This is a genomic window from Pseudomonas quercus (assembly GCF_012033695.1).
Lineage (GTDB): Bacteria > Pseudomonadota > Gammaproteobacteria > Pseudomonadales > Pseudomonadaceae > Aquipseudomonas > Aquipseudomonas quercus.
In genome coordinates this window covers 382,193-398,949 of sequence record NZ_JAAVJI010000003.1, presented here as the reverse complement: position 1 = coordinate 398,949, position 16,757 = coordinate 382,193, and the positions used below count along the sequence as shown (strand labels likewise).

Below are 16,757 nucleotides of genomic sequence, written 5' to 3'. Positions count from 1 at the left end.
CGTGGTTGAGCTCCCATGGTCAGAGGCGTACTTGCCCCTCGTAGACGCGTACGGCAGGGCCGGTCATCAACACAGGTTGGCCCGGCCCGGCCCATTCCAATGCAAGCCTGCCGCCGGGCAAGTCCAGGGTCAGGGGTGAGTCCATCCAGCCTTGGGCAATGGCCGCAACGGCCGCTGCGCAGGCACCGGTGCCACAGGCGCGCGTTTCACCTGCGCCGCGCTCCCATACACGAAGCTTACCCCGCTGGCGATCGATTACCTGCAAGAAGCCTGCATTGACGCGTTCCGGAAAGCGCGAATGGTGTTCGATCCGCGGCCCTAACACCTGAACCGGCGCGGCCTCCACATCGTCCACGCGCACCACGGCGTGAGGGTTACCCATGGACAGCGCCGCGATGTCATAGGCTACGCCGTCCACCTCCAGCACATGAGTAAGTTGGTCATGCTCAGCCTGGAACGGTACCTGGGCCGGGGACAGCCGGGGAGGGCCCATGTCCACACGCACCTGGCCGTCATTCTGAACGTCCAGTTCGATAACACCCTTCTTGACCTCAACGCGGATCTTCTTCTTCGCCGTTAGGCGTTTGTCCAGTACGAACCGTGCGAAGCAGCGCGCGCCGTTGCCGCATTGCTCCACCTCGGAGCCGTCGGCATTGAAGATCCGGTACCGGAAATCCACGTCCGGGTTGGTGGGCGCTTCGACGAGCAACAACTGATCGAAACCGACACCCGTGTTGCGGTCGCCCCATTGGCGAGCGTGCTTGGGGGTAATGTGGGCATGCTGGCTGACCAGGTCGATCACCATGAAGTCATTGCCCAAGCCATGCATCTTGGTAAAACGCAGGAGCATGGCTATTACTCCGGCAACAGGCTTTCGCCCGCAAAAAGCTCGGTGATGGTTTCACGGCGGCGAACTTCATGGGCCGTGTCCCCGGCCACCAGCACCTCGGCACAACGGCCGCGCGTATTGTAGTTGGAGCTCATCACAAAGCCGTAGGCACCGGCGGAGTGCACGGCCAGCAGGTCACCTTCGGCCAGGGCCAGATCACGGTCCTTGGCCAGGAAGTCACCCGTCTCACAGATAGGGCCGACGATGTCGTAGGTGCGGGTTGCCGTGTCGCGTGGCTGCACGGCAGCCACGTCCATCCAGGCCTGGTACAGCGCCGGGCGGATAAGGTCGTTCATGGCCGCGTCGACGATGGCAAAATCCTTGTGCTCGGTGTGCTTGAGGTATTCCACCTGGGTCACCAGCACGCCTGCATTGGCTACGATATACCGGCCAGGTTCAAACAGCAGCGCCAGGCCACGGCCTGCAGTACGTTCCCGTACGGCTTGGATATAGTCACTGACCGGCGGTGGCGTTTCGTCTCGATACCGCACGCCTACGCCGCCGCCAAGGTCGATATGGCGCAGGTGAATACCGCATTCGCCCAGGCGGTCTGTCAGCGCCAGCAGGCGGTCAAGTGCGTCCAGGAACGGTTCCAATGTGGTCAGTTGAGAACCGATATGGCAGTCGACACCGACCACGTCCAGGTTGGGCAATTGCGCCGCACGCAGGTACACGCTCTCGGCCTGCTCGATAGAAATGCCAAACTTGTTTTCTTTCAGGCCTGTAGAAATGTACGGGTGGGTGCCGGCGTCCACGTCCGGGTTCACACGTAGCGATACAGGAGCACGCAAGTTCATGTCGGCGGCGACCGCCTGCAGGCGCTCGAGCTCGTCAGCGGACTCTACGTTGAAGCAATGAACGCCTACCTCCAGCGCCCGGCGCATGTCGGCGCGGGTTTTGCCAACGCCAGAAAACACGACACGGTCGGCACGCCCGCCGGCGGCCAGAACCCGCTCCAGTTCACCACCGGACACGATATCGAAACCGGCCCCCAGGCGCGCCAGCACGTTGAGCAAGGCCAGGTTCGAGTTGGCTTTCACCGCGTAGCACACCAGGTGCTCCACCCCTTGCAGGGCGTCGGCGTAGCTGCGGTACTGGGCTTCGATATGGGCCCGTGAGTAAACGTAGGTGGGGGTGCCGAAGCGCTTGGCAATGGCCGACAACGCTACGCCCTCCGCGAACAGCTCACCGTCGCGGTATTGAAAAGCGTTCATATCGACCCTTATTCGTGTTGCGACTGGCTATGGCCGTCGTGTTTGGCGTCGTCCGGAAGATACAGCGGGCCCTTCTGGCCACAGGCAGACACGAGGCAGGCAACCGCGACGAGCGCAGCGAATGAGGCGATCAGGCGCTTCATGGCGAAATCCTTTGTATAAACCGTCAGTTGCGCCCGAGTATACCGGCGAGCTGTCAGCTTGCCTACGAAATGACCACCCCGCCGAGCGGCAGCCCATTGGCCGATAGTCTTTGCATTCGCCTGGATCTGCTCGTATCGTGCCGCAGTTGTCTGGCCCGTTCGATACTGAGGTTGCTCATGAGTTTGACTGAAGCGCGTTTCCACGATCTGGTGGACAAGACCCAGGAAGCCCTGGAAGACGTGTTCGATGAGAGTGGCCTGGACGTGGACGTGGAAAGCTCCGGCGGCGTGTTGACCGTGCGTTTCGATAATGGCACCCAACTGATCTTCAGCCGTCAGGCACCCCTGCGCCAGCTCTGGTTGGCCGCCCGTTCAGGGGGCTTTCACTTCGACTACAGCGAAGAGTCGCGGCAGTGGATGTGCGATTCTTCGGACGAGCTGCTCAATGAAATGCTGGTGAGGATTGTGTTCGAACAATCTGGCGAAAAACTGGACTTCGACGACATCTGATGGCCGCCAAACCCCTCTACAGCAATATCAGCACAGCCGTGAAGTCGCCCTGTGTAAGCCTGTGCAAGCTGGACGAAGACCGCTATTGCCAAGGGTGTCACCGCCACGTGGAGCATATCCGCGAATGGCGTGCGGCCAGCGACGAGCGCCGGCGGGAGATTCGAGCACTGGCCGAGCAGCGTGAGGCCAGCGTTTAGGCAAAGTACGCAAGGAGATAGGCCCCAGAAGCTCATGGCTATGGGGCTGGGCGTAGCTCAGGAGCTGGTCACAGGCTCTTCAAGGCCGCATTCAGCGCTTCTTCCAAAGTGGCCTTGTAACGTAGGTAGGTGTTGCTGGACAGTTGCAGGTCGCCGCTCAGCCCAGACAAATCCAGGTCTGTGATGTAGCAGCGGTAGCCCTCTGTACCGTGCCGCTGCTGCAGTATCTCGCGGGCTACTTCCAGGTACAGCCTGTCTCCGTGCTCAGCCTCGCTGAATTCTTTCTGATGGCAGAACAAGGTTACACGGGGCGCGCCTCCTGGCTTCTTGTGCAGAATGGCTTGCACGGCGTAAAAGCCGCTGCTGTCGTCGGGCTCTGAAGGATGGCGGCGTTCGACGCTGCGGCGCTGCCCTGGTGCGTTATTGATTCGGTAGTACAACGGGCCGAGGGCAGGGGGGCTATCCGCAGCCATTCGGGTTTCGCGTCGATACGCCACGCTTCGAAGAAAGCGTTGCAGTGGCAGCAATAGCCCAGCCTCATCATGGAACGCAAATGGCTGGAGCCACAGGCTGTTGTATTCATCCAGCACGTACACCAGCGCCTCATGCCCCTGCGGGCTGTAGAAAACCTGCACGCAGTCGGGGTGGGCATGCGGCAATATCAGCGACAGCTCATGGCCGCCCAGAGCATAGGTATCCAAATGCAGGGGGCTGTAACGCTTGAGAGGCCTGGCCAGGTAGTCAAGCAGCACGGGCAGGCCTGGCAGCGGCACATGACGCACATGGCCAGGTGCAAGCTCCAGCACATGGTACTGTTGCTGGACCTGAATCAGATAACGGTGCCCCAGGTCGCGGGCCAGCAGCTGCACTGCGGTGTCAAACAGGTCCTTCACCCGTGTACTGATCGCGTGGGCGCGGTTGTGGCAATAGCAGCCTACCTGCAGCTTGGGCGCCTTGTGCCCTGGCAGCCCATTCAGGTAATCGCGCAGGCAGTCGAGCAAGGCGTGGCGGCTGTCATAGCGGTGGTACAGCACTTCGTTCCAACTGTTCACAGTCACTTGGTCCAACGTTAGTACAAGGTTGTCACCTGCAGCAGCGTAGCTAAGCGAGTCGGTGCGCTCCGTGGTCATCAGAATGTTGAGTTCCCGGTGGTGCCTGAGCGGGTCTACGCCCACGTTTACGATCAGCAGCACCTCGGCCGGCACACTGGGTTGTAGCAACTGCGCCTCACTGACAGCCGGCATAGGCAGTGACACCGTGCGCTGCAGGGCACCCAGCACATTGAATAGCTCAAGCTCCGACAGGTCCGACTCTCCCGGATGAAGCGCGATACGGGTGGCCGTATCGATAATGCCGTTGAGGTGCCCCCAAGTCAGCAGCGCAATCAGCTCATGGCTGCGTTTCAACGGCGTGTGGTGCTCGTACTCAAATGCGCCAAGGTTGCCGCGGTACAGGCACCAGAGGCGCTTTCCTGCTTCACGGCGGTCAGGGACCTCTACCAAGGTAATGGTGTGCTCGGCCAAGTCGGGCGCAATGCCAGGGTTCAGGCGTTCAACCTTGCCTGCACGCCGGTCAAAGGCTGCATAGAGGCGGCGCCCCAACACGTTGAGGTCCTTGCGGTTGGCCGGGCTGCTGGCCTGTTGCACATGCGAAAAGCGCGTGAGGAATTGATAGCTGTTGTTCAATTCACCCACCAGTGCCTGGCGCTCATAAATGACCTGAGCCACTTTCCACTGGTTACGGTGGTCCAGCAGGCGAACCTGTTGCTCGCTCCAGTGCCACTCGGTAACCAGCTGCTGCATAACGCATAGCTGCCAACTCTTGGTGCGCTCAGGGCGCGCCAGGCTGACCTTCCGGTTCACCTTCACGTACAAGCTGCGCCGTACCAGCTCCAGCCGATCATGTTGGCTGCGGGCGAGCAGGTATGTCTCGATACGGCGATAGACCATCAGGTAAGGGTCCAGCTCATCCAGTATCAGCCGGCCCGCATACACCGCCTGCTTGAACTGCAGGCTTACACACTGCACAGCGGGATGCTGCGCGGCATACACCTCCGTCAGTAACAGCTTGAGCAGAGACTTGTAGGGTGACGCCAGGCCTTTGAACAGTTGCCACAGGCCAGCACCGAGGTATTCGCCTGGCGGAATATGCGACAGGTTTCCCAGGTCCAGTACGTCTTGCTGGCGAACGAACCGTTTGCTTAGCAGGGCTTGGGTGAAACCAGCGTAATTCGCTTCCTCATAGGCAGGTACCAGCCACCACAGGGGGGTGCGCCCGGCTAGCCAGATGGCGGTACGGTAAAACTCGTCCAGTAGCAGGTAGTGCTGGGTCGTACCGCTGTCATCCGAACTGAGAGCGTTGTCGCGGTCTTCCCGAACGAAGCGCTCGCAGTCGATCAGGAAGAAATGTACTTCGGCACCCTGGCTCTCGGCCCAAACCTCGATAGCGTGGGCTTTGCGTCGCAGCTCGTCGCACGCTTGAGGGTCGAGGTCGGAGGCATGGCACACCCATACATCCATGTCGCTGCCTTCCTCCTGGGCCAGGCTGCCCAGGCTCCCCATCAGAAAAAGCCCCTGCACAGGCGTAGGGGCGTTACCTCGACGTGGCTTGTAGCTGAAAGAGCGGGTAAGGCGCTGTGCTTCGGCCAGGGTCTCCTCGTCGGGTTCGTACGCGCTCAGCCCTGCTGGGGTGAACCCTGACACATAACCCGGCAGTAAGGGATGGTTCACGTGGAACAGCAATGGCATCAGGCGCAACACGGACTGCTGGCGGCTGCCGAACCCTTCCAGGGCGCGCTCCAAGCGACCGGCATTGACCCTAAGAAAACGCTGGCGCAGATGGGCCAGCACCTTGCGATCGATGCCTGTACCCAGGTCAGGGCGGATCTCGCGAGTACGGGTCATCTCATGCTCAGGCCATCAGGCCGACAACGACCTATAGGTGTTATCGGCTGGTTTGGCTCAAGGTTGAGGGTGGTCAGGCGTTTTCTGTGGCCGTCAGTATGGTGGTGAGCGCTTGCGCATGTCGCGCAGCTTCAAGGCCAAGGCTGGTGAGGTAGCCCCCATCGGGCTGGGTGAGCAGCTCTTTGTCGTGCAGCCGTAGCGCTGCCGCAATGGCGGCAGGTGCCGCCGTATGATGGACTTTCAACCCTTCTTGGGTGTTGGCAAGGTTGAACAGGGACAGCAATTCGATTTCGGCAATCAATTCCGTGCTGTAAGTCATGAAGCGGCCTCGCTATTGTTGTTGTCGTCGATGAGGCATACCGGCTTTAGGTATGCCCCGTGGGCCACTCGACGGGTCAGGCTTCCTCTTCAGGAAGTTCAGGTAGCGCACGAAGCGCCGCCTCGTACCATGCCCCGTCGAAGGGGCGGTCGGCCTTGAGCATGTTGTCGATCTCGATCGCCAGCACGTGGGCCATGAGGTTCAGGATATCGTCTTCTTCGTATCCCACCAGTTTGAGTTTGTTGAAAGTGGCTTTGGCCGCTGGGGGTTCATCATTTTCCAGCTGGTTGCGGATGGCCTCGGTCAGGGTTGCCTCGGCAAAGTCTTCATCGTTGAGTTCGTCGTTCATTGTCAGGCCTTAGCGTTGGGCAATCAGAGAGCGGCCACGGATGACAGCTGCCATTACCTGTGCAGGCGCAGTGCCCCCCACATGGTCACGGGCGTTCACCGAGCCTTCCAGCGTCAGCACTTCAAACACATCGCCATCGATATGGGCGCTGAACTGGCGCAGCTCCTCAAGGCTCATCTCGGCCAGGTCCTTGCCGGTGTCTACGCCATATTTCACAGCATGGCCGACGATTTCGTGGCAATCGCGGAAGGGCAGGCCACGGCGTACAAGGTAGTCGGCCAGGTCTGTAGCAGTGGAGAAACCGCGTAGCGCGGCTTCGCGCATTACGTCCGGGCGGGGCTTGATAGCTGGCACCATGTCGGCGAAGGCGCGCAACGAGTCGCGTAAGGTATCCGCGGCGTCGAACAGCGGCTCCTTGTCTTCCTGATTGTCCTTGTTATAGGCCAGGGGCTGCCCCTTCATCAGGGTGAGCAGGCCCATCAGCGCGCCGAATACGCGGCCGCTCTTGCCCCGTACCAGCTCCGGCACATCCGGGTTTTTCTTCTGAGGCATGATGGAGCTGCCAGTGCAGAAGCGGTCTGGCAGGTCGATGAACTGGAATTGCGCGCTGGTCCACAGCACCAGTTCTTCGGAGAAACGTGACAGGTGCATCATGGCCAGGCTGGCCACCGCGCAGAATTCGATGGCGAAATCCCGATCGGATACGCCGTCCAGCGAGTTTCCACTGACGGCTTCGAAACCCAGCAGCGCGCAGGTTGCTTCCCGGTCGATGGGGTAGGTGGTGCCTGCGAGGGCGGCGCTGCCCAGCGGCATGCGATTGGTACGCTTGCGGCAATCGACGAGACGTTCGTAGTCCCGGCTGAGCATTTCAAACCAGGCCAGCAGGTGATGACCGAACGTCACAGGCTGTGCTGTCTGCAAGTGCGTGAAGCCTGGCATGAGGGTACCCGCCTCGCGCTCGGCAAGGGTCAGCAAGCCTTCCTGAAGGCGCGTGATCTCGGCCAGGATGGTATCGATCTCATCGCGTAGCCAGAGGCGGATATCGGTAGCCACCTGGTCGTTACGGCTTCGGCCGGTGTGTAATTTTTTTCCCGTGACACCAATGCGATCGGTGAGGCGGGCCTCGATGTTCATGTGCACGTCCTCAAGGTCCGTGCGCCAATCGAACTCACCGGCTTCGATCTCGGCCTGGATCGTGCTTAGCCCCTCAACGATGGTGTCTCGTTCTGCCTCTGTCAGTACCCCCACTTGCGCCAGCATGGTGGCATGGGCCACCGAGCCCATGATGTCATGGCGATACAGGCGGCGGTCAAAGCTGACCGAAGCGGTGAAACGGGCGACGAAGGCGTCGACGGGTTCGCTGAAGCGGCCGCCCCAGGACTGATTGGTCTTGTCGGTGCTCATGAAAGGCTCGTAGAGGTTCGAACGGGAGGGCTGCATCATAGCAGGGTTGCCCTGCAAGGGCTGCGTGCCGCCGTTGCATGGCCAACGCTTGGCCGCTGGCTAAAAGGAGGCAGGGCGATTGAGCAATATTGCGCTAACAAGCGTCTACAGTGAGAAGGACGCCGCAATCGTGTGCATTGGCCCGTCCAAAGGCCTGATGCTACGAGCACAGACCTTGTCCTTTTGGGGGGCAATGGCAGGCGACCAGGGAGAGATCAGTTGCGCCTCAATTACAGCACTACCCCCCTTGCGATAGCAGCTTTAACACCCATGCCTGCAAGCGCAGGTGAGAGATCGGTGAGGCTTATGGCACTTTTCGATACAAGCGCCAGTCTCAGCGTGGAGCGCCGTCACGGCTGCCCGCTCACCTGTTTCCGCTTTTTATCCGCAAGACTTACCCAGGAATCCGGCACTCTATGAATGTCCTGATCGTTGATGACGAACCCATGGCCCGCGAGAAACTGAGCCGAATGGTCAGCGACCTCGAAGGGTACAGCGTCCTGGAGCCAGGCGCAGGAAACGGCGCCGAGGCCTTGACGCTGATCGATAGCCTTAAGCCAGATGTGGTGCTGCTGGACGTCCGCATGCCTGGCCTCGATGGCCTACAGGTTGCTGCAAAGCTCTGCGAACGAGACGCTCCGCCGGCCATCGTATTCTGCGCCGGGCAGGACGAGTTTGCCGTCAGCGCCTTTGAGAACAACGAAGTTCGCTACCTTGTGAAACCGGTAAGTTCGGACAAGTTGTCTGATGCATTGAAACGGGCAGAGCGACCCAACCGCGTGACATTGGCCGCACTTACCCGGCCAGCCGCCAGTGCCGGCAGTACGGGCCCCCGCACCCATATCAGCGCACGTACGCGCAAGGGCATTGAGCTGATTCCCATGGATCAGGTCATCTATTTCATTGCTGATCATAAGTACGTCACGCTTCGCCACGAGAGCGGCGAGGTGTTACTGGATGAACCGCTCAAGGCCCTCGAAGACGAGTTTGGCGACCGGTTTGTGCGTATCCACCGCAATGCGCTGGTGGCCCGGGAGCGAATAGAAAAGCTTCAGCGTACGCCCGTGGGTCACTTTCAGCTGTACCTCAAGGGGCTCAATGGTGACGCATTGATTGTCAGCCGCCGCCATGTGGCCGGTGTGCGCAAGATGATGCAGCAGCTTTGAGTGACCTGCCGTTGCCCTTGATGAATAGGCCTCTATCAGGCCAATAGGGGCACAGAACGGTCTTGGGCGTGGGGAAATGTTATTATTGGCCGTATTTTGGCTTTGGTATCTCCCCCATGTACGCTCGAACGGTTCGCATCGCCACGCGCAAAAGCGCACTTGCCTTGTGGCAGGCCAACTATGTAAAGGCTAGCCTTGAACGCGCCCACCCAGGGCTGCAAGTCACCCTGGTTCCTATGGTTAGCCGAGGCGACAAGTTGCTCGACTCGCCATTGGCAAAGATCGGCGGCAAGGGCCTGTTCGTGAAGGAACTGGAGACAGCGTTGCTCGAAGACCGCGCAGATATCGCCGTGCATTCGATGAAAGACGTGCCCATGGACTTTCCCGAAGGGCTTGGCCTTTACTGCATCTGCGAGCGTGAAGACCCCCGAGACGCCTTCGTATCCACCACCTACGCCAGCCTTGAAAGCCTTCCCGCAGGCAGCGTTGTCGGCACGTCCAGCCTCAGGCGCCAGGCTCAGTTGCTTGCATCCCGGCCAGACCTGCAAATCCGCTTTTTGCGCGGCAACGTCAATACGCGTTTGGCCAAACTGGACGCCGGTGAATATGACGCCATTATTCTCGCGGCGGCCGGGCTCATTCGCCTGGGCTTTGAAGACCGGATCCGGGACACGCTTTCTGTGGAAAGCAGCCTGCCGTCTGGTGGGCAGGGCGCTGTAGGCATCGAGTGCCGCACCACAGACGCCGTGCTGCATACCTTGCTTGCACCTTTGCATCATGGCCCCACCGCCGTGCGTGTAGACGCTGAACGCGCCATGAACAAACAGCTCAACGGCGGCTGTCAGGTGCCCATTGCCGCTTATGCAGTGTTGGAAGGTGAGCAGGTATGGCTGCGGGGAATGGTCGGGCGGCCAGACGGCACTCACTTGCTGCACGCTGAGGGCCGGGCGCCCATGGCCAGCGCCGAGGCCTTAGGTCGCCGTATTGCGGATGAACTACTGGCCAAAGGTGCCAAGGTCATTCTGGACGAGGTTTATGCAGGCGACGAGCCTCGGTGAGCGCATGGCGGCTGCTGCTGACACGCCCACAGGCTGAGTGTGAGGCATTGGCAGCTGAACTGGCAGAGCAGGGCCACTATGGCAGTGCCATGCCCATGCTGCTGATAGAGCCACATGTGGTAGCGTCCTTGCCCCTGCCTCCCAACTTGAAGCGCTTCACTGCTGTGGTGGTCGTGAGCAAACCGGCTGCCCAGCTAGGCGTGCGCTTTTTAAACCCTGCCCCAACCCTTGCCAGCCCAGCCTGGTTTGCCGTGGGCGCTGCAACTGCTGGGGTGCTTGAGCAGGCTGGCCTGAAGCCACAGTTCCCCCCAAAGGGGGATGACAGCGAAGCCTTGTGGCGATTACCTGCGTTTGAGGCCGCCATAGGCGAGCCTGACGCCCGCGTATTGATATTGCGCGGAGAAGGGGGGCGGGAGTGGTTGGCCGAGCGCCTGGGCGACCGAGGTATTGCTGTGGAACATCTCGAACTGTACCGGCGCAGCGCGCCTGACTATCCTGCCGATGCAGTAGCCCAACGGCTGCAAGCGGAACGCCTGAATGGCACGGTGGTCAGCAGTGGTCAGGGGCTGGAACATTTGTACCGTGTTGCGGGTACTGCCTGGCCTGAACTTGCAGCGCGGCCCTTGTTCGTGCCTAGCGAACGCGTGGCTGGCCTTGCACGATCGCTAGGCTGCCGTAACCCTATCAACTGCCGCGGCGCAGGTAGCGTTGCCCTGATGGCTGCCCTGTCCACCTTAAGCCCGTGAACCGCGCCCCTCGACAAAGGAAGGATACGTGAGCGAAACAGTCCCGCCTAACGACTCTAAAGGCCCTCTCCCTAAGCCGACACCGGTAGGGGAGCCGGTACCCAGTACGGCAAAAGCTTCGGCCTCAGGGCCAGAGCCTGTACGCGAGCCTGTCAAGCCTGCACAGGGTTCAGCAACACCGCCGCCTGCTGCCCGTAATGCTGCTACGCGCCAACGCGCTGGCCGAGGCATCGCCGCGCTCGCCTTGCTGGTAGCTGCAGCAGGCCTTGGTGTAGGCGGGTGGGCCGCCTGGCAACTGCGCCAGCTTAGTGCAGGCCAGCAGCAGCAAGGCAGCCAGGTAGAAAGCCTGGCATCCAATGGTCGTGAACTTGCCAGCCAGGCCCGCAGCCTTGATGAGCGACTGGCTCAGCTGCCGACCGCTAGCGAGCTTGACGAACGGCGCAGGCTGATCACTCAGCTCCAGGGCGATCAACAGCGCCTCGGGCAGCGCCTGGAAACTGTACTAGGTGCAAGCCGTCAGGACTGGAGACTGGCTGAGGCCGAACACTTGGTCCGCCTGGCAAGCCTGAGGTTATCGGCGCTTCAGGATGTAAACAGTGCTCGTGCACTGGTTCAAGGCGCCGATGATATTCTGCGTGAGCAGGATGATCCCAACGCCTTCGCTGCCCGCGAGCAACTTGCTCGTAGCCTGGCCGCCCTGCAGGCCACGGAGCAGCCTGACCGTACCGGGCTGTTCCTGCAGCTTTCGGCCCTGCGTGAGCAGGCAGCCCAGCTCTCTGTGCTTGCACCACAATTCGAAGCCGATCGTGATGCAGTCAATGCCGTCGAAGACGACAGCACTCTGCATTGGCGCCAATGGTGGGCGCGTATTTCCAGCTTCTTCCGTATTGATTTCAACCCGGATGCCAACGTGCGGCCATTGCTGGCTGGGCAAAGCCTTACGCAGGTACGGTTAGCGCTAAGCCTTGCCCTTGAGCAGGCCCAATGGGCCGCTTTGAACGGTGAGCAACCGGTGTTCAAACAGGCGGTAGCGCAGGCCCGTGAGGTGCTTACAGCAAACTTCAACCAGGACAACACCCAGAGCGCCAGTGTGCTGTCGAAGCTGGAGCAATTGGCTTCCAGTCGTGTGACCGTGGATACCCCGGACCTGTCAGCTAGCCTGGCGGCGTTGCAAGCCTACATGGCACGTCGTCATCAGCCGGCTGAAACACAGGAGCGTCAGCCATGAAGCGCCTGTACGTGGTGCTGTTTGTCACGATCGCGCTCGCGTTGGTGATCGGCCTGAGCATTTCCCTCCATCCCGGCTACGTACTAATCGACTACCCACATGTATTCCGTTATGAGTCAGGCCTATGGACCACCCTGGCAGCCCTGCTGATCTTGGTACTGATAGGTGTTGTGCTCGTCAGCCTGCTCCGCATGCTGGCCACTTCCGGAGGTGTGGTAAATCCCTGGTCGCGCCGCAACCGTAAGCGCCGCCTGCATTCGGCGATCGCGCGTGGCCAGGTAGACCTGGCCGAGGGTCGCTGGGCCAGTGCGCAAAAGCACCTTACGCTTGCTGCTGAAAATGAGCAGTACCCGCTGTTCTATTACTTGGGCGCCGCACGCGCGGCTAACGAGCAAGGCCTTTACGACCAAAGTGATGCGCTATTGGAGAAGGCCTTGGCGCGTCAACCCAAGGCTGAGCTGGCGGTGGCGCTGAACCACGCCCAGTTGCAGGTCGATCGCGCAGACAGTGAAGGTGCGTTTTCAACACTTGAGGTTATGCACCAACGCTACCCAGGGAACACTCAAGTACTGCGGCAACTGGCGGGTGTCTGTGTGCAACGCCAGGAGTGGCCTACTCTGGTTCGCCTGCTGCCGGACTTGCGCAAGCATAAAGTCATGCGCCCAGAGGATATTGCGGCGCTGGAGCAGCAAGCGGTGGGTTCACGGTTGCTCTCAGGTGGGCTCGAAGGCGAGGCTGCTAATGAAGCGGAACTGGATAACGCCTGGCAGCAACTGAGCTCCAGCCAACGCCAGGAACCTGCCTTGGTGCTTAGCTACGCCGAGCGGTTGCGCCGTCTGGGCGCGTCAGCGAAAGCTGAAGAAGTGGTACGCAATGCTCTGAAACGCGGCTATGACAGCCATTTGGTGCGCCAGTATGGCCTAGTGGCAGGGGACGCTCCTGCGAAGTCGGTAGCCTTTGCCGAAAGCCTGCTCAAAGCGCACCCACAGGACCCTAGCCTTCTCCTGACATTGGGGCGCTTATGCCTACAGGACAGGCTATGGGGGAAAGCACGTGATTACCTGGAAGCCAGCCTACGTTGTCAGCGTAATCCTGAAACCTGTGCTGAGCTCGCGCGGCTGCTGGCGCAATTGGGCGATACACAGCGTAGTAATGCGTTGTTCCAGGAAGGGTTGGGCCTATTGGACGAGCGCCTTTTGGCGTTGCCACTGCCCGGCCCTGTCAGGGCGTAACCTGATTGCGACCACACGCTGCTGGTGAGCTGCGACCGGCGGTTTGAACACCTTGGTTTTTCAGATTGGTTCTGGTGTTGCCACGCTTGAAAGGCTTGGAGGCTTTCAACTAACGTGGCTGCCCTTTAACCGCGTAGCTGGATTGCACATGCCATTGGCCCGTTCGCGTCATCTGTTTGTGTTGATCTTCGCAGTGGCCATGCTGGCATTGAGCGCGGCAGTCTATGTAGAAAACACAGGCTTTTTGCGACCATGCCCTACGTGTGTGATTCAGCGGGGTTGCCTACTGCTGGTTGCAATCACAAGCGTGTTTGGCTGGTTCAAGGCACGTACCCTCTCAGGGGCGCGCCTGTGTGCAGCCGGCGCTTTGCTGGCCATAGGTGTCGGCGCCGCGTCGGCCATGCGGCAATTGTGGCTTCAAGCTCACGCCCCCCTACAGGAACGGGTTTGCATGCCGAACCTTTTGCACCTTGATAAGTCAGACGCTCTGCTCCAGACATTGAAGGTGCTTGTATTGGGTTCTCCCGACTGCGCCATCGTCACCTGGACGCTACTGGACATGAGCTTGCCTGAGTGGAGCCTTCTGACCTTCGCCGGCCTTGGGGTGATTTCATTCATGCAAGTACTCCAACGCTAAGCAGCCGATCGCTGGAATCAAACGCTTGTATGAAGATTGCGGCGCTGCGCCTTGCCGCTGCAAGCACTGGGGCATACTCTCCTTTAAGGCACCAGAGCATGGCCCTTTGCTACGCTCGATGAGTCGTACAGTGCTGGTTCGCTGGCCATTGGCTGGTTTGCGTTCCGTCTTCAGCGTAAACCTCAAGGGAAGAACAGACCATGCTGGAAAGTTGTCAGAATGCGCAGGAACGTTGGGGTGGTGTCCATTTGATCATCGACCGATGGTTGCAGGATCGCCAGCACCTGATTCAAGCGTTCGGTGCTATTGAAGAGGCCTCAGAGGAAGGCCGTCTTCGTCGCTCGGCACTGCAGGACTTCTGCGGAACACTGGTGGATTACGTATCTGCCGGTCACTTCGGGGTGTATGAGCAGCTAACCCAGGAAGCCAAAGCGTTTGGTGATGAGCGTGGCCTTGAGCTGGCTGAACAGATCTATCCACGCCTCGATGTGCTTACCGAGCGCTGCTTGCAATTCAACGACCATTGCGACAAGGGCGACTGCACGGATTTTGCAGACCTCTGCGCGCGGTTGCGTGAGTTGGGCGGCATTCTGCACGAGCGTTTCGAACTGGAAGACTGCCTGATCGAGGTGCTGCATACCGCTCACCGCGAGGACGTCGCCGTCCAGGCCTGAACCGCTTCAACCCGCCAGGTTACGCAGTTCGATCTCAAATACCAGGGGGCTGTAGGGTGGAATAAGCTCCCCTGCGCCTTCTGCGCCGTACGCCAGGTTTGAAGGCACTACCACGCGCCACCGAGCCCCGGTAGGCATCTGCTCAAGTGCGATTTTCCAGCCCTCTATCACGCTGTCCAGCCGAAACCATTGCGGCTGATCATTCCTGTCAAACACCGTGCCGTCTGGCAATTGTCCTACATACACCACCTCCACACGTGAGCTGGCAGTAGGTTTCTGCCCCTGGCCGGGCGTTAACTCCGTGTATAGAACGCCACCTGGCAATTCATGAACGCCAGCGCGAGCGCGCTCAGTGGCCATGAAACGCCGCTCGGCCTGTAGCGCTGCTTCCACTGTTGACCCTTGCGCAGGCGGGTTCAGTGCGGCCTCATGGTCCGCTAGAATCTGGCGGATCCTGGCTTTGTCCAACGCCAACGGCTGATCACGGTAGGACTGCTGCAAACCCTCTACCAGTGCTTCTATGTCCAGGCCAGGCTGGTCATCGCGCAACCGCTCGCCGATGCTGGCACCCAGGCTGTAGCCTAGGTCGTGAGCGGTCGCAGGTGCGTCTTCGGCCAAGCTCAAGGGCGCGGCCAGGCATAGCGTTAACAACAGGAAACGCGACATTGAAAACTCCCGAGGTGAAGCCCGATTATCGTCGCCTCTGGCCAGGGTTGCCACCTTTGGCATGCATTGCCTGACGCCAGCAGGCTGTCACGTAAAATTATCCGTTGCTTGCTGGCGAGCTGGGACCGGTAGGCATACCATGCAAGGCCACCCAGTCAGGAGGAACATCATGTCGGCTAAGAAGAAGCCCGTAAGCACACCGTTGCACCTGCTTCAGCAACTGACTGCCAGTTTGTTAGACCATTTTGAAGACGCCTGTACACAGGCCCTGACTGATGCCGAAAAGGTCCTTGCCAAGCTCGAAAAGCAGCGGACCAAGGTGCAAGAAAAACTTCATAAGCAGCGCGCGCGTGTCGAAGAGGCTGCCGCTGCGGGTAAGGCCAAAGCGCAGTCAAAGGCGCGCGCTAATGTAGATGTGCTGGAAAATGCCTTGGACGATCTGCAACGGCGTCAGCGTGAAACCCGGCAGTACATTGGCGAGCTCAAGAATGATGTGCAGGCCGGCCTGGCGCTTGCCCAAGGTGTTGGCAAAGTGCGTGAAGCCGTGGCGCAAGCCCTTGATAAACGCAATGCCAAAGGCGCCACAGTTCCACCCTCCGTTGCGCCTGCCCGCAAGGCAGTACCCCAGGCTGCTGCGGCAACACCTGCCACCCCCGCCACTGATTCGGTGCCTGTGCCAGCTATCAAGCCCGCAGGGCGCAGGCCTGCTGTACGCAAGGCGGCCTTGGCAACCGCTGTTCATTCAGGTGAGGAGGTTACGAACGCTCCTGCTGCCGCAGCGCTCACCAAGCGCGCCCCGCGCAAGCCACGGGCGGCCGCTTCTGCTCCCAAACCGGTCGCTGGCAAGGTCACAGCCTCTGAAGCGCCTACCGGTGGGAATGACGGGCCTGCGAACGGCTAACGCTGTGCAATAGCCTCACGTAGCGCAAGGCGGGCGTTCACGTCCGCCACTGCCCAGGCCAACCAGGCCGGGTCTGCAGAAGGGCCGCTGGGCCAGCCTGCAGTAGCCTGCTCCAGGCGTTGCAGCAGCACGTGCTCAGCTTCAAGCTCCAGGCGTTTCACTTCGTTCCTGATCGAGCCCAGTGCGGCATCGCGCTGGGCGTCAGCACGCCAGCCCTGACGTAGCGCCCTGAGCGGGTTTACGACAGCCTCGGCCCAGGTGTTCGCGAGATTCTCCAACGTGTCGGCACCGGCGCCTGACCACCTGACTTGCCGGTGCTCCAGCCACAGTGCACATAAGGCCAGGCATACGTTAGCGCCAGTGGCCTGAAGTTCGAGGCAGGCGGTTTCCACCCCAGGCAATGCATACATCCTACAGGCATACTGCCAAAGCTCATTGTGCATCGTCAGCCCACGCCAGTTTGCAGGGAAGCTGGTAAACTC

At 60.3% G+C, this 16,757-nt stretch carries 19 protein-coding genes; 10 read left to right on the top strand and 9 right to left on the bottom strand.

Annotated features, from left to right (window positions below; translation table 11 throughout):
- Positions 1-19: 19 nt before the first annotated feature.
- The 3 genes from dapF to lptM are packed head-to-tail and all read right to left on the bottom strand — an operon-like array spanning position 20 to position 2,246.
- Positions 20-850, bottom strand: coding sequence for a diaminopimelate epimerase (gene dapF / locus HBH25_RS08225; protein WP_168083353.1), 831 nt, complete (start codon positions 848-850; stop codon positions 20-22).
- Positions 851-855: 5 nt separating this feature from the next.
- The gene (lysA, locus tag HBH25_RS08220; protein WP_168083351.1) at positions 856-2,103 is read right to left on the bottom strand and encodes a diaminopimelate decarboxylase; all 1,248 of its coding nucleotides are present in this window, start codon (positions 2,101-2,103) and stop codon (positions 856-858) included.
- A gap of 8 nt (positions 2,104-2,111) precedes the next feature.
- A complete protein-coding gene (lptM, locus tag HBH25_RS08215; protein ID WP_168083349.1) occupies positions 2,112-2,246 on the bottom strand; it encodes an LPS translocon maturation chaperone LptM in 135 nt (44 codons plus the stop codon).
- A 177-nt stretch (positions 2,247-2,423) separates the two neighbouring features.
- On the opposite strand from lptM, the gene cyaY reads away from it, so the two are divergent.
- Both cyaY and HBH25_RS08205 read left to right on the top strand, forming a co-directional pair.
- On the top strand, positions 2,424-2,756 hold the full coding sequence (gene cyaY / locus HBH25_RS08210) for an iron donor protein CyaY (RefSeq protein WP_168083347.1): 333 nt from the start codon (positions 2,424-2,426) through the stop codon (positions 2,754-2,756).
- The gene (locus tag HBH25_RS08205; RefSeq protein ID WP_168083345.1) at positions 2,756-2,953 is read left to right on the top strand and encodes a DUF1289 domain-containing protein; all 198 of its coding nucleotides are present in this window, start codon (positions 2,756-2,758) and stop codon (positions 2,951-2,953) included. The genes cyaY and HBH25_RS08205 overlap by 1 nt, the downstream gene beginning before the upstream one ends.
- Before the next feature lie 68 nt (positions 2,954-3,021).
- Here the strand turns inward: HBH25_RS08205 and HBH25_RS08200 are convergent, their stop codons facing one another.
- The 4 genes from HBH25_RS08200 to argH all read right to left on the bottom strand — a co-directional run bounded on the left by HBH25_RS08200 (position 3,022) and on the right by argH (position 7,928).
- Entirely contained in the window at positions 3,022-5,856 is a 2,835-nt protein-coding gene (locus tag HBH25_RS08200; RefSeq protein WP_168083343.1) for a class I adenylate cyclase, read from the bottom strand.
- Positions 5,857-5,929: 73 nt separating this feature from the next.
- A complete protein-coding gene (locus tag HBH25_RS08195; RefSeq protein ID WP_168083341.1) occupies positions 5,930-6,175 on the bottom strand; it encodes a TIGR02647 family protein in 246 nt (81 codons plus the stop codon).
- A gap of 76 nt (positions 6,176-6,251) precedes the next feature.
- Entirely contained in the window at positions 6,252-6,524 is a 273-nt protein-coding gene (locus HBH25_RS08190) for a hypothetical protein (protein WP_168083339.1), read from the bottom strand.
- A 9-nt stretch (positions 6,525-6,533) separates the two neighbouring features.
- The gene (gene argH, locus HBH25_RS08185; protein WP_168083337.1) at positions 6,534-7,928 is read right to left on the bottom strand and encodes an argininosuccinate lyase; all 1,395 of its coding nucleotides are present in this window, start codon (positions 7,926-7,928) and stop codon (positions 6,534-6,536) included.
- Between the two features lie 455 nt (positions 7,929-8,383).
- Here argH and HBH25_RS08180 point away from each other — a divergent pair, with 455 nt between their 5' ends.
- From HBH25_RS08180 to rsd, 7 genes are all read left to right on the top strand, one after another.
- Positions 8,384-9,133 (top strand): LytR/AlgR family response regulator transcription factor, encoded by a 750-nt coding sequence (locus HBH25_RS08180; protein WP_168083335.1) that lies wholly within the window; start codon positions 8,384-8,386, stop codon positions 9,131-9,133.
- A gap of 116 nt (positions 9,134-9,249) precedes the next feature.
- A complete protein-coding gene (gene hemC / locus HBH25_RS08175; protein WP_168083333.1) occupies positions 9,250-10,191 on the top strand; it encodes a hydroxymethylbilane synthase in 942 nt (313 codons plus the stop codon).
- Positions 10,188-10,937 carry a uroporphyrinogen-III synthase gene (locus HBH25_RS08170; protein WP_168083331.1) on the top strand — a complete coding sequence of 250 codons (750 nt, stop codon included), beginning with the start codon at positions 10,188-10,190 and terminating at the stop codon, positions 10,935-10,937. Before hemC ends, HBH25_RS08170 begins: the two co-directional genes overlap by 4 nt.
- 28 nt (positions 10,938-10,965) lie before the next feature.
- Positions 10,966-12,165, top strand: coding sequence for a uroporphyrinogen-III C-methyltransferase (locus tag HBH25_RS08165; protein WP_168083329.1), 1,200 nt, complete (start codon positions 10,966-10,968; stop codon positions 12,163-12,165).
- Entirely contained in the window at positions 12,162-13,397 is a 1,236-nt protein-coding gene (locus HBH25_RS08160) for a heme biosynthesis HemY N-terminal domain-containing protein (protein ID WP_168083327.1), read from the top strand. Before HBH25_RS08165 ends, HBH25_RS08160 begins: the two co-directional genes overlap by 4 nt.
- A 148-nt stretch (positions 13,398-13,545) precedes the next feature.
- A complete protein-coding gene (locus HBH25_RS08155; RefSeq protein WP_168083325.1) occupies positions 13,546-14,034 on the top strand; it encodes a disulfide bond formation protein B in 489 nt (162 codons plus the stop codon).
- A gap of 200 nt (positions 14,035-14,234) precedes the next feature.
- Positions 14,235-14,708 (top strand): sigma D regulator, encoded by a 474-nt coding sequence (rsd, locus tag HBH25_RS08150; protein ID WP_168083323.1) that lies wholly within the window; start codon positions 14,235-14,237, stop codon positions 14,706-14,708.
- A 6-nt stretch (positions 14,709-14,714) separates the two neighbouring features.
- On the opposite strand, the gene HBH25_RS08145 is transcribed toward rsd, so the two are convergent.
- Positions 14,715-15,374, bottom strand: coding sequence for an FKBP-type peptidyl-prolyl cis-trans isomerase (locus tag HBH25_RS08145; protein WP_168083321.1), 660 nt, complete (start codon positions 15,372-15,374; stop codon positions 14,715-14,717).
- A gap of 169 nt (positions 15,375-15,543) precedes the next feature.
- Here HBH25_RS08145 and HBH25_RS08140 point away from each other — a divergent pair, with 169 nt between their 5' ends.
- Positions 15,544-16,275, top strand: a complete 732-nt coding sequence (locus HBH25_RS08140) for an AlgP family protein (RefSeq protein ID WP_168083319.1) — start codon at positions 15,544-15,546, stop codon at positions 16,273-16,275.
- Here HBH25_RS08140 and HBH25_RS08135 read toward each other — a convergent pair.
- Positions 16,272-16,718, bottom strand: coding sequence for a TIGR02444 family protein (locus HBH25_RS08135; RefSeq protein WP_168083317.1), 447 nt, complete (start codon positions 16,716-16,718; stop codon positions 16,272-16,274). The two genes, HBH25_RS08140 and HBH25_RS08135, sit on opposite strands and share 4 nt — an antisense overlap.
- Positions 16,719-16,757: the final 39 nt, after the last annotated feature.